14 protein-coding genes are annotated in these 13603 nt (G+C 63.7%); 6 read left to right on the forward strand and 8 right to left on the reverse strand.

The window, feature by feature from the left end:
- Window positions 1-127: 127 nt before the first annotated feature.
- The 4 genes from BMY68_RS18145 to BMY68_RS18160 all read right to left on the reverse strand — a co-directional run bounded on the left by BMY68_RS18145 (window position 128) and on the right by BMY68_RS18160 (window position 4092).
- A complete protein-coding gene (locus BMY68_RS18145) occupies window positions 128-421 on the reverse strand; it encodes a YcgL domain-containing protein (protein WP_007926915.1) in 294 nt (97 codons plus the stop codon).
- Window positions 418-1551: a ribonuclease D gene (gene rnd, locus BMY68_RS18150; RefSeq protein WP_085530086.1), complete on the reverse strand. Its 1134-nt coding sequence runs from the start codon at window positions 1549-1551 to the stop codon at window positions 418-420. Before rnd ends, BMY68_RS18145 begins: the two co-directional genes overlap by 4 nt.
- Before the next feature lie 123 nt (window positions 1552-1674).
- Window positions 1675-2358: a class I SAM-dependent methyltransferase gene (locus BMY68_RS18155; protein WP_009042612.1), complete on the reverse strand. Its 684-nt coding sequence runs from the start codon at window positions 2356-2358 to the stop codon at window positions 1675-1677.
- 84 nt (window positions 2359-2442) lie between these two features.
- A complete protein-coding gene (locus tag BMY68_RS18160; RefSeq protein ID WP_085530085.1) occupies window positions 2443-4092 on the reverse strand; it encodes a phosphoethanolamine transferase in 1650 nt (549 codons plus the stop codon).
- Between the two features lie 265 nt (window positions 4093-4357).
- On the opposite strand from BMY68_RS18160, the gene BMY68_RS18165 reads away from it, so the two are divergent.
- On the forward strand, window positions 4358-5140 hold the full coding sequence (locus tag BMY68_RS18165) for a transporter substrate-binding domain-containing protein (RefSeq protein ID WP_085530084.1): 783 nt from the start codon (window positions 4358-4360) through the stop codon (window positions 5138-5140).
- On the opposite strand, the gene cynR is transcribed toward BMY68_RS18165, so the two are convergent.
- Complete coding sequence (cynR, locus tag BMY68_RS18170; RefSeq protein WP_085530083.1) at window positions 5113-6027, reverse strand: transcriptional regulator CynR; 915 nt, start codon at window positions 6025-6027, stop codon at window positions 5113-5115. The two genes, BMY68_RS18165 and cynR, sit on opposite strands and share 28 nt — an antisense overlap.
- A 123-nt stretch (window positions 6028-6150) precedes the next feature.
- Between cynR and BMY68_RS18175 the strand changes: the two genes are divergently transcribed.
- The 5 genes from BMY68_RS18175 to BMY68_RS18195 all read left to right on the forward strand — a co-directional run bounded on the left by BMY68_RS18175 (window position 6151) and on the right by BMY68_RS18195 (window position 10850).
- Entirely contained in the window at window positions 6151-6810 is a 660-nt protein-coding gene (locus BMY68_RS18175; protein ID WP_085530082.1) for a carbonic anhydrase, read from the forward strand.
- A gap of 73 nt (window positions 6811-6883) precedes the next feature.
- Window positions 6884-7354 carry a cyanase gene (gene cynS / locus BMY68_RS18180; protein WP_009042607.1) on the forward strand — a complete coding sequence of 157 codons (471 nt, stop codon included), beginning with the start codon at window positions 6884-6886 and terminating at the stop codon, window positions 7352-7354.
- A gap of 260 nt (window positions 7355-7614) precedes the next feature.
- The gene (locus BMY68_RS18185; RefSeq protein WP_085530081.1) at window positions 7615-8799 is read left to right on the forward strand and encodes a cyanate transporter; all 1185 of its coding nucleotides are present in this window, start codon (window positions 7615-7617) and stop codon (window positions 8797-8799) included.
- A gap of 16 nt (window positions 8800-8815) precedes the next feature.
- A complete protein-coding gene (locus BMY68_RS18190) occupies window positions 8816-9727 on the forward strand; it encodes a DMT family transporter (protein WP_085530080.1) in 912 nt (303 codons plus the stop codon).
- Between the two features lie 184 nt (window positions 9728-9911).
- Window positions 9912-10850, forward strand: a complete 939-nt coding sequence (locus BMY68_RS18195) for a LysR family transcriptional regulator (protein WP_062823335.1) — start codon at window positions 9912-9914, stop codon at window positions 10848-10850.
- Between the two features lie 24 nt (window positions 10851-10874).
- On the opposite strand, the gene BMY68_RS18200 is transcribed toward BMY68_RS18195, so the two are convergent.
- The 3 genes from BMY68_RS18200 to BMY68_RS18210 all read right to left on the reverse strand — a co-directional run bounded on the left by BMY68_RS18200 (window position 10875) and on the right by BMY68_RS18210 (window position 13527).
- Window positions 10875-11237 (reverse strand): 5-carboxymethyl-2-hydroxymuconate Delta-isomerase, encoded by a 363-nt coding sequence (locus BMY68_RS18200; protein ID WP_007928850.1) that lies wholly within the window; start codon window positions 11235-11237, stop codon window positions 10875-10877.
- A 93-nt stretch (window positions 11238-11330) separates the two neighbouring features.
- The gene (locus tag BMY68_RS18205; RefSeq protein WP_007928849.1) at window positions 11331-12260 is read right to left on the reverse strand and encodes a LysR substrate-binding domain-containing protein; all 930 of its coding nucleotides are present in this window, start codon (window positions 12258-12260) and stop codon (window positions 11331-11333) included.
- Window positions 12261-12354: 94 nt separating this feature from the next.
- A complete protein-coding gene (locus tag BMY68_RS18210; protein WP_085530079.1) occupies window positions 12355-13527 on the reverse strand; it encodes a fimbrial protein in 1173 nt (390 codons plus the stop codon).
- Window positions 13528-13603 lie beyond the last annotated feature (76 nt).

Below are 13603 nucleotides of genomic sequence, written 5' to 3' on the forward strand. Positions count from 1 at the left end.
GGTTCAAACCTTACAAAACGGTGCAGGCAGCCACCGACGGAGTATCGCTCCATCGATCGCGGCAGCCGCCAGATAGAATCAGTTCCATTTTCAACGATGCCCCGGACAGGGCCTCTACAGGTGTCCGTCAGACCGGATCATTACGGCGCAGCAGCTCTTCGGGCAAGTGCTCGATGTACTCGTCCTCGGCCGGTGGCATCTGCAGGTGGTAACCCTGCTTCTCAAGGTTTTCCAGCACCTGGTGGATGTCCTCGCGCGACAGTTTGCGCTCCGGGCTCAGCACCAGGTCGAAGGCATGCTGCGGCTTGCCGAACGCCGCCAGCAGGTTTTCCGGCACGCGCTCCAGGGCATCGCTCTTGAGCACGTAGAGGTACATCTCGTTCTTGCGCGGGCTTTTGTAGATCGAGCAGATACGTTTCATGGCTGTTCTCCGGCGGTGGCCAGGCTGTCGAGCAGCGCCTGGCCCATCAATTCGCGGCGCCAGCCACGCAGCGAATCGGGCAATTGGTAGGGTCCGTTGGGGAAGCCGCTCTTGAGCAGGCTTTCCAGGGTTTTCTTGCGCAGCATCAGTTCCGGGGCGATACCCAGGCGCTCGGCTTCGGCCTGGCCCACGGCGCGCAGGCGCTTGAGCAGGGGCGAGGCTTCCATCGGCAACGGCTCGGGGACGGCCGGCGGCCACTGGTCGGGAGCGACGCTGGCGGCACGCTTGATCAGGCCCAGCAGGAACTCGCCGTCCTGACGCACGGTGCGCGGGTGCATGTCTTCGATTTTCGCCAGGGCGCCGAGGTTGTCCGGCTGGCTCTTGGCCAACGGCCACAGCGAGTGCTCGCGCACGATCCGGTTGCGCGGCAGATCCCGTGCCCGTGCCTCACGCTCGCGCCAGGCGCAGAGTTCACGCAGCACCGCCAGTTGCGCGCGGGACAGTTTCCAGGCCAGCTTGGCCTCGCGGTAGACCTCATAGGGATCGACTTCGCGGCGCAGGTTGGCCACCAGCTCGGCGCCGTCTTCCAGCACCCAGTTGTATTTGTCCTCGGACAGTTTCGGCCGCAGCCGGGTGAACACCTCGGCCAGGTGCACGGCGTCTTCGGCGGCGTAGCTGACCTGGGTTTCCGACAGCGGACGCTGCAGCCAGTCGGAGCGGGTCTCGCCCTTGGGCAACTCGATGCCCAGCACTTCCTGGACCAGCCGCGAGTAGCCCATGGAGAAACCCAGGTTCAGGTAGGCGGCCGCCAGTTGCGTGTCGAACAACGGTGTCGGCAGGCTGCCGGTCAGGCGCAGCAGGACTTCGAGGTCCTCGCTGCAGGCGTGCACCACCTTGACCACCGCGCTGTTCTCCAGCAAGGCCGCCAGCGGCTGCCAGTCGTCGATGGTCAAGGGGTCGATGAGGTAAGCGCGCTGGCCATCGCCGACCTGCAACAGGCCGGCGATCGGATAGAAGGTGTCGACCCGCATGAATTCGGTGTCGAGGGCGACGAATGGCAGCTTCTGCCACTCGGTGCAGAATTGACCGAGGCTATCGTTGTCGCGAATCCAGTGAATATCGATGGCCACACGGCTCTCCCTTGAAGAATGGCGCGCAGTATATATCGCCCTTGGCGATTTCTGAGCATTCACTCGACAAGAGCCTGCGCGAAATCGGCGCCCGGGCCACAAGAATAGTCCGAACGCCGTCGGCTACCCCTGTTTGCGCAGAACGTAAACCCGCCAGGCGGCACAGCCGGGAATGAAATCCTGGTGGCTGAGCACTTCGAACCCCGCGTCCTTGAACTCGGCCTCGACCCGCGCCCGGCTGACGTCCATGCGTGGAGCACGCTGCAATTGCAGGGTGTCGTTGCCCTCCAGCCGGTCGCGCATGACTTTCAAGCGACTGTCGATGCGCACCGCGAGGATCACCGAGTCGCGACTGACCCGATGGAATTCGCCCAGCAACGCCAGGCGCGCCTCGCTGCTGGCGACATGGGGGAACAGTTGCAGGCAGACGATGCAGTCCACCGCGTTGGCCGACAGGCCGATGCTGAACGACGAACTCTGGAAAGTCCTGACCCGCCTGAGCAGGCTCGCCGGGTGGTGGGTCTGGGCGTGGTTGAGCATGTCCTGGGACGGGTCCGCCGCCAGGATCACCCGATTACTGTGCTCGCCCAGCACCGGCCAGAAACGCCCCGCGCCGCACGCAAGATCGAGAATCAGCCCCGGCTCGCCCGCCACCTTCAACGCGCGGCGAACCAGCCACTCGTCGCGCCACAACGACAGGCGCCGCCCCAGCCCGAGCGGGCGCTCGTCGCCACAGACGCGCGCGTGCGCCTGGTCATAACGCCTGGCGAACTCGAGCTCGAGGGGGGATGGAGGGTGCGCGGACATGGATCTGCTGGCTCTTGTAAGTCTTGGATGAAAAACAGGTTACCGCCCCGATCGTGAAAAAAAGGTCGAACGCCGATCACGGCTTCATTGCCGCGCCAGCACGCCGTCGACCACGCTGCCCCGGCAGCCGGCGAACAGATCCAGGTCGGGCTGGTAGACCCGGCTGTCGACCTCCAGCAGACCGAGCATCGAGTGGAACAGGTTGTCCTGGCTCAGCGGTTTTTCCCGGCTCAGTTGCAGGCAATGGGTGTCCACCGAGAACGCCTTCTGATAGCTGTCCGAGAACCAGGCCAGCATCGCCACGTGTTTCTGCTGCGACGGCGCGAGCATGTAGGGCGTGCCATGCAGGAACAGGTTGTATTCGCCCAGGGACTCGCCGTGGTCCGACAGGTAGAGCATGGCGGTATCGACCTTGTCCTGGTTGCTGCGCAACAGGTCGATCAGGGTCGCCAGCACGTGGTCGGTGTACAGCAGCGTATTGTCGTAGCCGTTGACGATGCTCTCGCGGCTGCAATTGTTCAGGGCGTTGCTCTGGCACACCGGGGTGAAGCGCTCGTATTGCTTGGGGTAGCGCTTGAAGTATTCCGGCCCGTGGCTACCCATCTGGTGCAGGACCAGCACGGTGTCCTTGTCCAGGGTATCGATGAAGTGCTGCAGGCCCTGGAGCAGGATCTCGTCGCGGCATTCGCTGTTGGCACAGAGCGCCGGGTCCTTGAGTTTGCTGACGTCATCGAGGGTCACCCGGTCGCAGGTGCCCTTGCATCCGGACTGGTTGTCCCGCCAGATCACCTCGAGCCCGGCGCGCTTGAGCACATCCAGCAGCCCTTCCTCGTTCTTCGCCTTGCTGGCGTCGTAGTTCTTGCGCCCCATGTTGGAGAACATGCAGGGCACCGAGACCGCGGTCTCGGTGCCGCAGGACGACACATCGGTAAAGGCGATCAGGCCGTTTTCCTGGCTGAGTTTCGGCGTGGTGTCGCGCTCGTAGCCCAGCACGCCGAAGTTCTCGGCCCGGGCACTTTCGCCGACCACCAGCACCGTCAGCGACTTGCGCACGTGGTTTTGCCAGGTCGGATTGCGCTGGGCATCTTCACCGATCGTGACGAAGGGCTGGCGCGCCGAGACCGCTTGTTCACGCAGATAACCGAAGGAAGCGCCCACGTAGTTGCTCGGCACTATCATCAGGCGCAATTCATGGTGATTGCGAAACAACGAGGCCAGCCCCTGATAGTTGGCCAGGGCGACCCCGCCAATGGCCGCCGCGCACATAACGGAAACCAGCAACTTGCTCAATAACTCGCGGTGCCAGCGACGATAATTGATCGGGGTTTTCCACAATAACCAGGAAGGCAATACACCCAGCAACAGAATATAAACAAGCAACTTCAGGGAAAGTAAGTCACGCACTTCCGTTGCATTGGTTTCGGCAAAGTTGCGAAACATTCCGGCATCTATCAGCACTCCGTACTGGCTCATGAAATAAGCCACGCCGGCACTGACCATAAACAATAAAACCAGCACCGGCTTAAGTACCCGGCGAAATGCCAGCCAAGTCAGGATAAGGTTGAAGGCACAGAAGATCATCACCCCGAAAGCCACGCGCATGGCGATACCACGGGCGTCCGAGGCGGTAATGCTAAACAGGTGCTGCCAGAGCACAAAGTTGCAGCCAAGCAATAAAAAGGCGCAGGCAATCAACGTCACCCATTCGGGACGCAGGGGCTTGATGTTCAGCATGATGATCGGCGTGTTCCTTGAAAGAAGTGCGTCGTCAACATGCCCGTTATTCAATGACTGCCCACGACAGCACGAACTTTAGGTAGCCGACCATCAACGTTTCGTGAAAAAGAAGCCAACAAATAGTTGGCATGGCCCTTTGCCAAAACTTTTTCGGCGAAAACAATCCGCAGCGCCCTGGCAAGCGATGCGCCTTGCCCCGTTCGAGCCCGGCGCAAATAATGAGCCGCCCTCGGCCACTCCCTCGTCATCAAGGATCGACCGCATGAAAGCACGCCTTCTGCTCTGCTCGCTGCTGACCCTCAGCGCCCCGGCCTTTGCCGCGCCAAGCACCTCGCACCTGGACCAGGTCATCGAACGCGGCCACCTGAACGTCTGCACCACCGGCGACTACAAGCCCTACACCTACCTGCGCACAGACGGTGCCTACGAAGGCATCGATATTTCGATGGCGCAGTCCCTGGCGCAAAGCCTGGGGGTCGAGGTGAAGTGGGTGAAGACCACCTGGAAAACCCTGATGCCGGACTTCCTGGCAAACCAGTGCGACATCGCCGTGGGCGGTATTTCCGTGTCCCTGGAGCGACAGAAGAAAGCCTTCTTCAGCGACACCCTGGGCGTCGACGGGAAAATCCCCCTGGTACGTTGCGCCGACAAGCAGCGCTACCAGACCGTCGAGCAGATCAACCAGCCTTCGGTGCGCCTGATCGAACCGCCGGGAGGCACCAACGAAGTCTTCGCCCGGGCCCACCTGCCCAAGGCCAGCCTGACCCTGTTCGCCGACAACGTGACCATCTTCGAGCAACTGCTGGAGAACAAGGCCGACGTGATGATCACCGACGCTTCCGAAGCGCGCTTCCAGCAGAAACTCAAGCCGGGGCTGTGCGCGGTGAACCCCGAGCAGTACCTGCAATACAGTGAAAAAGCCTTCCTGTTGCCACGGGACGACGTCGCCTGGAAAAGCTACGTCGACCAGTGGCTGCACCTGAGCAAGGCCACCGGTTTCTACAGCGGCGTGGTCAATCAGTGGCTGGCGGCGCCCACGCCCTGAGCTGTCAGCCGCTCGCGACAAGCAGCCGTCAGCAGCTCGCGAAAAGCCTGGCACGCGGCGCTGCGATAGGCGCCCTTGCGCCCCAGCAGCGCCACGCTGCGGGGCGCCAGGGGCGGTTGCAGGATCACCGGCCTCAAGCCCGGCTGCTCCTGGGTAATGGCCAGCGGCAGGATGGTCGCCAGTTGCCCACGGCGGACGATTTCGACAATAGCGCCGATGGAGTTGGCTTCGATGGCGATGCGCTGCGTCATGCCCTGCTCGCGGCAATAACGGTCGATATGCTGGCGGGTGGCGAAATCGCCGCTGAGCAGCACCAGCGGCTGCCGCGCAAGCGCAGCCGCCGTCAGTTCCCGCGGTAGCTCGGGCTGCTGCTCGCGGCTGACCATCAGGCTCAGGCTCTCCTCGAACAACAGCTGGCTGTCGATGTCCGGCAGGTGCTGCCCGGCAAAGGCAATGCCCAGGTCCAGGCGGTCTTCGGCCAGGGCCGCTTCCAGTCGGTCCTGGGTCATCTCTTCGAGGCTCAGGGCGATCCCCGGATACCGCTGGTTGAAACGGGTCAGCAGCGGCCCCGCCAGGTAAGTGATGAAGGTCGGGGTCATGCCCAGGCGCAACGAGCCGCGCCGCAGATCCTGCACGTCATGCATGGCGCGCCTGGCCGCCTCCAGGTCCTGCAGGGCCAGCCGCGCATAACGCACATAGGCCTCGCCGGCGTCGGTCAGGCGCACGGTGCGCCCCGAGCGGTCGAACAGCGGCGCGCCGAGGCTGTCCTCCAGTTGCCTGATCTGTTGCGACAGCGTCGGCTGGGACACGTGCAAGGCTTCGGCGGCGCGGGTGAAGTTGCCGTGCTCGGCGACGGCCAGCAGGTAACGGATATGACGTAGCAGCATGGTGTCTCCAGGCCAGGACCGCCAACTATAGGCAGTACTTATGGCCAGCATAACAAGCCGGTCTTGGACGCTATAGCTGAAATTTTCCATCCTTGCGCCATCAGCGATGCAAGGAGAACCACCATGCAGCACATCATCGACGGCTTTCTCAAGTTCCAGCGCGAAGCCTTTCCGAAACGCAGCGAGCTGTTCAAGCAACTGGCCACCACCCAGAACCCCGGCACCCTGTTCGTCACCTGCTCCGACAGCCGGGTAGTACCGGAACTGCTGACCCAGCAGGAACCGGGCGATCTGTTCGTGATCCGCAACGCCGGCAATATCGTGCCCTCCTACGGGCCGGAACCGGGCGGTGTGTCAGCCACCGTGGAGTACGCGGTGGCCGTGCTCGGGGTCAGCGACATCGTGATCTGCGGGCATTCGGACTGCGGCGCCATGACCGCCATCTCCACCTGCAAATGCCTGGACCATCTGCCGGCCGTGGCCAACTGGCTGCGCCATGCCGAGTCGGCCAAGGTGGTCAATGCCGCCCGCAGCCATGCCTCGGACGCAGCCCGCCTGGATGCCCTGGTGCGGGAAAACGTGATCGCCCAGTTGGCTAACCTGAAGACCCATCCCGCGGTCGCCCTGGCCCTGGAACAGGGCCGGCTGAACCTGCATGGCTGGGTCTATGACATTGCCAGCGGCGCCATTGCCGCGCTGGATGGCCCGAGCCAGGGCTTCGTGTCCCTGGCCGAACACCCCGACGCCTGCGCCTTGGTCGGCAAACCGCGACACGCGGCTTGAACGCTCTCTTTTCACAAGCCTTTTTCAACGACTCGTTCAACAACCGTTTCACCATCCCAACGAGGAACTCGACATGCTGCAATCCCAATTCGCCCAAGCCCCACGCCTGGCCCTGGCCGACACCATCATCGATGCCAAGGCGCGCAAGAACCTGTCGTGGCAACAGCTCACCGACGGCACCGGCCTGAGCCTGGCCTTCGTCACCGCCGCCCTGCTCGGCCAGCATGCCTTGCCGGCCGCCGCCGCCGACCTGGTCTGCAGCAAGCTCGACCTGGACCAGGACGCCAGCCGCCTGCTGCAAAGCATCCCGTCGCGCGGCAGCATCCCCGGCGGCATCCCCACCGACCCGACCGTGTACCGCTTCTATGAAATGCTCCAGGTCTACGGTTCGACCCTCAAGGCGCTGGTCCACGAGCAGTTCGGCGACGGCATCATCAGCGCCATCAACTTCAAGCTCGACATCAAGAAAGTCGAAGACCCGGAGGGCGGTTCCCGCGCGGTGATCACCCTGGATGGCAAGTACCTGCCGACCAAGCCGTTCTGATCGCCCGAGGCCCGCGCACCGTCGCGGGCCCCTGTAGCCGCTGCCGCAGGCTGCGATCCAGGCCGCAGGACTGGCCCGGGCAACGTGGTGCTTCCGGCAGACCGCGGGCGCAGGTTTGGGGGCTGCTTCGCAGCCCAGCGCAGCCTGCGGCAGCGGCTACAGGTGTTATTTGATTTCTAGATAGTCCTGCACACTTTCTGATTTGCCCCGGCCACGCCCCTCCCCGCCTAATCAGCGCCTGAATTGTTCAAGGTCTGGTTATGGAAAACGTTCGCGCGACAACCCGCCCCGTGTTCTGGCTGATGCTCAGCGTGACGCTGGTGGCCTTGAACCTGCGGCCGTCGATGGCCGCCGTCGGCCCCTTGCTGTCCGGGATTCGTGGCGATATCGCCCTGAGTTTCAGCGGCGCCGCGCTGCTGACCATGCTGCCGGTCATGGCCATGGGCCTGGCGATGTTCTTCGGCGTGCGCATCGGCCAGCGCCTGGGCGACCACCGCAGCGTGGTGCTTTCACTGCTGGTCATTGGCCTGGCCACCCTGTCGCGGCTGTTCCTCGATTCGGCCGCCGAACTGATCCTCAGCGCCGTACTCGCCGGCCTCGGCATCGCTCTGATCCAATCGCTGATGCCGGCACTGATCAAGTCGCGCTTTCCCGACAATGTCTCGCTGTTCATGGGCCTGTACGTCACCTCGATCATGGGGGGAGCGGCGGTCGCGGCCTCCTTTGCCCCGCTAGTGATGACCCGCACCGGCAGCTGGCGACTGAGCCTGGCGATCTGGGCAGCGCTGGCGGGCCTGGCGCTGCTGTTCTGGTGCGCGCAACGGGCGGCCATGCCCAAGCTGCCGGACGCCGCGACGCACCACGAATCTTTTGCCGGCAACCGTCGCGCCTGGCTGCTGGCGGTCTTCTTCGGCCTGGGCACGGCGTCCTACACCTGCGTCCTGGCGTGGCTGGCCCCCTACTACGTGGAGCAGGGTTGGAGCGAACAAGACGCCGGCCTGCTGCTGGGATTTCTCACCGCCATGGAGGTGGTCTCGGGCCTGGTGACGCCGGCCATCGCCAACCGCAACCAGGACCGCCGCCAGGTGCTGGTGGCCTTGCTGGCGCTGATCATCGCCGGCTTCTGCGGGCTGATCCTCAGCCCCCGGCACTTGAGCCTGCTCTGGCCGTGCCTGCTCGGCCTGGGTATCGGCGGATTGTTTCCCATGAGCCTGATCGTGTCCCTCGACCACCTGGACAATCCGCGGCGCGCCGGTGGCCTGACGGCCTTCGTGCAAGGCATCGGCTACCTGATTGCCGGCCTGTCGCCGCTGCTCGCCGGGATCATCCGCGACCGCCTGGGCAGTTTCGAATGGGCCTGGTGGTCGCTGACCGCGGTCATGGCGCTGATGATCCTGATGGTCCTGCGCTTCGATCCGCGGCACTACCACCGCCACTTCCAATGACCCGGGGAACGCTCCGATGAAGCCCGCCAGCTTGCTCAACGCCCATCTCGGCATGCTGCTGTGGGCGGTGCTGATCGCCGCTTCTTTTTTCGCCGCGGCCCGGGTCAGCCAGGCCGTCGACCCGCTGTTGCTGACGGGCCTGCGCCTGCTGCTGTCGGCCTTGATGTTCGTGCCCGCGCTGTGGCTCAACGGCACGTTCCGGATCAGCCGCGCCGGGCTGCGGGCGCATGCCATGCTTGGGTTGCTGCTGGCGATCTATTTCGCTTCGCTGTTCGAGGCGCTGCGGCATACCTCGGCGGTCAATACCGGCATCCTGTTCGCCCTGGTGCCGCTGCTGACCCTGCTGTTCGAGGGCCTCCTGCTGAGCGACAACCCTGGGAAAAACCGCCTGTTGCCGATGCTGCTGGCGGCCGCCGGGGCCATGCTGCTGACCTTCAGGGGCTCGGGCCCCGAGGGCATGCCGTCGCTCTACGCGGTCGGCGTGTATGGGGTCGGTTGCCTGGCCATGGCCGGTTATTCGCCGCTGAGCCAACGGCTCAAAGCCACCAGTCTGAAAGATCGCAGCCCGGCCGCCATGACCTTCTGGAACATGCTGTTCGGCGCGCTGTTCCTGTTCGCCTTCTGCCTCCCGGGCGGTGGCTGGCGCAGCGCCATGCTGTTGACCCTCGACGACGGCCTGTGGCTGCTGTACCTGGCCTTGTTCGCCACCCTGGCGACTTTTTGGCTGCTCCACCGGGCCATCGGGGTGATCGCACCGGCCACGGTCATTTCCTACATCTACCTGAGCACCCTGTTCATCACCCTCTTCCACTGGTTCGGGCTGGGCCGGCATCCCTTGCCGGGCGAGCTGCTCGGCGCGCTGCTGGTGGGCCTGGGCATGCTCGCCCTGATCCTCGGTAGCCGCCGGCCAGTCCCGGTGCCCGGTTGAAGACGCAACACCAAGGGACAAGCCGCTACGCGCCGCGCCATACTGCACAGGTCGTGTTCTCGGAATTAATTGTCCCTTCGCTATCCGTGAAACCCCGGGGCAAGGATTCAATTAGGACGATCGTTCCGTTAGCATCAGGCAGGTTTGCGCACGACCGCGCGAGGTGCTCAACGAGACGGAACTGATGCTGAACAGTAACTTGCTTAGAAAGCTCGATATGCAGGACCTGATGGTGTTCGTCGCCGTGTACGAGCAAAGCAGCGTGACCGGGGTCTCGGAAACCCTGTGCGTGAGTCAGTCGACCGTCAGCTACTGCCTGAAAAAACTGCGCACCGGCTTCGAGGACGAGCTGTTCATCAATACCCGCACCGGCATGCGTCCGACCTACAAAGCCACCACCATGTACAGCCATGTGCTGAAGATTCTCGAGAGCATCAACCTGTGCCATTCCGGGGTCCAGGCTTTCGACCCGACCCGCCAGGCCGTCACCTTCAACATCTGCGCGCCGGAATACTTCGAACTGCTGATCCTGCCGCGCCTGCTCAAGGGCTTCGACTTCGCCGACCTGCCGGTGTCGGTCAATGTGCACAAGCTGGAAACCGATATCCCCGCCGAGGAACTGCGCGACGGCAGCCTGGACCTGGTGATCTGCTTCGGTCCGAACTTTCACCACAACCACCCCGACCTCAAGTCGCAGGTGCTGCTCGAGGATGACCTGGTGTGTGTCTTCGACAAGCGCGCGACACCGCCGCTGGAGCCGCGTTTCAGCCTGCAGTCGTTCGTTGAGCGGCGGCACGTCTACCCCACGCCCTGGACCTCGACCACCAACATGGTCGATGGCTGGCTGGCCCGCCAGGCCCACCGGCGGCAGATCGTCGCGCGCTCCAACAGCTATAGCGCGGCGCTGAAAATGATCACCGGCACCGACTTCATCCTGACCCTGCCGCGGCGCATCCAGGCACTGCTGACCAACGACGCGGTGTTCAGCCATTGCGAAGCGCCCAACGGCCTGCCGGGCTTTACCCTGGACATGCAATGGAGCGCCCACACCGACCAGGACAGCGCCAACACCTGGTTCCGCGAGCAGGTGGTCAAGGTCTGCGCGCAGCAGGGCCTATTGTAGATTCAGGCCCTGCGGCATTCCGGCTCAGTGACCGATGCTGAGCTTGCCGTAGGACTCGCGGTCGATATCCAGGATCTCCACCGCCAGTTGCAACTCGACGCCAGCCGGCCATTCACAGAGTTCCTGCAGCACCGCCAGCAGGCTTTGCGAAAGCTGCTTCTTGATCTCTGGCGAACGCCCGCTGAGCAACGACAGCTTCACATGCACGAACGCCCGCTCGCCGAGGCCGGTGCCGACGCGAAACGTCTCGACCTTGCGCGCGCGGCTCTTGATGTCGTATTCAGCGAACTGCCCGGACGCCACCAACGCGTTGTTGAACCGCAGCAAGGCCTTGTCGGCATCCAGTTGCGGCAGGTTGGCGGTGTATTCCATATGCAGATGAGGCATGGCAGAGCTCCCTGAAAGGTGGGGGTGAAAAGGCGCTCCATACTACACGCCCCGCGACCGCCTGCCTGAGTCCTCTACCAAGGGATAAGAGATTCAACGCGCCTTGAGCGGCGCCAGGTCGCGGTCGCTCATGAACGCCTCCAGCCGCGAACGCAGCCAGCGTTCGGCCGGGTCGGTGTCGACATGGCTGAGCCAGACCATGGACAGGTCCAGGGTCGGGGTCTTGAACGGAAACGGCTCCTGGAACAACTGCCCCGACGCCGCCATGGCCGCCGCCGTGTAGTCCGGCAGGCTGGCGATCATGTCGGTCCCCGCCAGCAAGGCCGGCAGCGAACTGTACTGCGGCACCGACAACACCACATGGCGCTGTCGGCCGATCTCGGCCAGCCATTCATCGGCAAAGCCGCTGACATTGGCCGTGTGCGACACCAGCACATGCGGACGGGAACAGTATTCGTCGAGGGTCAGTGGCGTGTCGCTGGCATCGGCGCGCAGCACGCTGGGCTGGATATGCCGCAGCAGCTTGCGCTTGGCATTGGCCGGCAGCCCGCGGGTCTGGCTGATGCCCACGGTGATGTCGCCGGCGGCCAGCAAGTCCGGGATCCGCCAGTAGTCCGCGTGCTGCACCACGAACACCACCTTCGGCGCTTCCTGGCGCAAGGTTCGCAGCAGCGGCGGCAACAGGCCGAACTCGACGTCGTCGGACAGGCCGATGCGAAAGGTCATGGTGCTGCTGGCGGGATCGAAATCGTGGGTCAGGCTCAAGGCCGAGGACAAGGCATCCAGCGCTGGCGACAGGTGCTGGATCAACTCCTCGGCGCGGGCGGTTGGCTCCATCCTGTGGCCCACGCGAATGAACAGCGGATCGTTGAAGATCGCGCGCAAGCGATTGAGCGCCGAACTGATGGTCGGCTGGCCAAGAAACAGCTTCTCCGCCGCCCGGGTCACATTGCGCTCGAGCATCAGGGTTTCGAACACCACCATCAGGTTGATATCGGCCTTGCGCAGTTCGTTGCGATTCATCCGCGTGCTCCATCCCCAGGTCGGAGCCCAGTGTAGAAAGGCCCCGCAACGGCGTCTATCGCCATTGAAGGGGCTTGGTTCAACCCTGAATGACTCAGGGGAAGGTAAAGGTGAACTCCGCCGCGCCATCGGCATCGCCGACCTTGACCTCGGCATCGCTGCCGGTGCGGATGTAGCCGGCCCGCAGCGGGATGATCGCGCTGTCGCCCACCCGTTGCATGTCGTAGCGGGTGCCGTCGTACTTGATCCGCTGCTGGTTCAGGTCGTTGATCATGATGATGCCGAAGCCCTTGGCGCTGTTGGGCGAAGCCGTCAGGTTGAGCACCGACGGGTCGGTGTGAGTGGCAACTTTGTCGGTGAAGGTGATCTGCGGCCTGGCATTCAATGCGCACTGGCTCAGCTCGATACGAAACGGTACCGGCGACGAGGTGGAACCCACCTTGGGAAAATTGGCCAGGGAGAAACGTCCGAGCTTCACCGGGATGGTCCTGTACGACTCCACCACACAGGTGTTGGGAACGGTGATCCCACCGCCCCCGCCCATATTGATGATGTCGGGGCCCATCAACGAGTAGGGTTTGCGGCAGATGCCGATGGGCATGTTGTCGTTCGGAATGGTGACCTCCCCTCCCAGGCTGGCCACATCCTTGAGCAGGTCGACCGCATACAGCATCAGGCCCGAGCTGCCGGCGACACGGTTGATCACCAGTTCGCCGCTGGGCAACTGGCTGGGGGGCACCGTGAGGATCAGCGATTGCAGATAGTTGGTCACCATTAGCGAACGCTGGTTCTGGCCTGCGCTAGGGTCATAGATAACCTGGTTCTTTTCCAACGCGATGGGTTTGGGAGTCTGGGTGATATTCCTGAGGACGCCGTCCGAAGAACTCACCGCGATCTTGAAACCGATGCCATCGATGTTGGTTGGCGCGATAGCGTCGGGCAGCGGCGTACCCGCGGTCCAGTATCCGGCAGAGACCAGCTCGTGGGCCTTGTTACCCGTAGCCCCGCCATATCGGTAGTTGGTGATCAGGGCCACCGGTCGTTGCCACAGGACGGAGCCTACCGGCGTGGCGCTGGTCAATGGCGTCACTTCCACCCAGGGCCGGCCGGCACCGTTACTGAACGAGCAGTCGATCGCCTGGCTTTCCACCAAGGCGGCCTGGGCCGTCGCGCCGATCAAGCCCGAGAACACATAGGCCGCTGTCTGGACGATAGGGTGCAGCCGACGCCTGCGGCAGCCAAGTCTGAGTGCCAATGGGTGGGTCATGGGGGCCATTCTCCATGTTCTGCTTGAGCACAGCCGTGTTGGGCGACCGGACTTGGCTGTGCATGGACGCCCCGCG

This window comes from Pseudomonas sp. NFACC41-3 (assembly GCF_900109505.1).
Lineage (GTDB): Bacteria > Pseudomonadota > Gammaproteobacteria > Pseudomonadales > Pseudomonadaceae > Aquipseudomonas > Aquipseudomonas chlororaphis.

What these genes read in the sequence shown, in the direction of transcription:
- cynS (WP_009042607.1), top strand. Translation starts at nt 6,884, where the DNA reads ATGCTGCAATCCCAATTCGCCCAAGCCCCACGCCTGGCCCTGGCCGAC.
- BMY68_RS18145 (WP_007926915.1), bottom strand. Translation starts at nt 421, where the DNA reads ATGAAACGTATCTGCTCGATCTACAAAAGCCCGCGCAAGAACGAGATG.
- BMY68_RS18200 (WP_007928850.1), bottom strand. Translation starts at nt 11,237, where the DNA reads ATGCCTCATCTGCATATGGAATACACCGCCAACCTGCCGCAACTGGAT.
- BMY68_RS18165 (WP_085530084.1), top strand. Translation starts at nt 4,358, where the DNA reads ATGAAAGCACGCCTTCTGCTCTGCTCGCTGCTGACCCTCAGCGCCCCG.
- BMY68_RS18155 (WP_009042612.1), bottom strand. Translation starts at nt 2,358, where the DNA reads ATGTCCGCGCACCCTCCATCCCCCCTCGAGCTCGAGTTCGCCAGGCGT.
- BMY68_RS18175 (WP_085530082.1), top strand. Translation starts at nt 6,151, where the DNA reads ATGCAGCACATCATCGACGGCTTTCTCAAGTTCCAGCGCGAAGCCTTT.
- BMY68_RS18185 (WP_085530081.1), top strand. Translation starts at nt 7,615, where the DNA reads ATGGAAAACGTTCGCGCGACAACCCGCCCCGTGTTCTGGCTGATGCTC.
- BMY68_RS18205 (WP_007928849.1), bottom strand. Translation starts at nt 12,260, where the DNA reads ATGAATCGCAACGAACTGCGCAAGGCCGATATCAACCTGATGGTGGTG.
- BMY68_RS18190 (WP_085530080.1), top strand. Translation starts at nt 8,816, where the DNA reads ATGAAGCCCGCCAGCTTGCTCAACGCCCATCTCGGCATGCTGCTGTGG.
- BMY68_RS18160 (WP_085530085.1), bottom strand. Translation starts at nt 4,092, where the DNA reads ATGCTGAACATCAAGCCCCTGCGTCCCGAATGGGTGACGTTGATTGCC.
- BMY68_RS18195 (WP_062823335.1), top strand. Translation starts at nt 9,912, where the DNA reads ATGCTGAACAGTAACTTGCTTAGAAAGCTCGATATGCAGGACCTGATG.
- BMY68_RS18210 (WP_085530079.1), bottom strand. Translation starts at nt 13,527, where the DNA reads ATGACCCACCCATTGGCACTCAGACTTGGCTGCCGCAGGCGTCGGCTG.
- cynR (WP_085530083.1), bottom strand. Translation starts at nt 6,027, where the DNA reads ATGCTGCTACGTCATATCCGTTACCTGCTGGCCGTCGCCGAGCACGGC.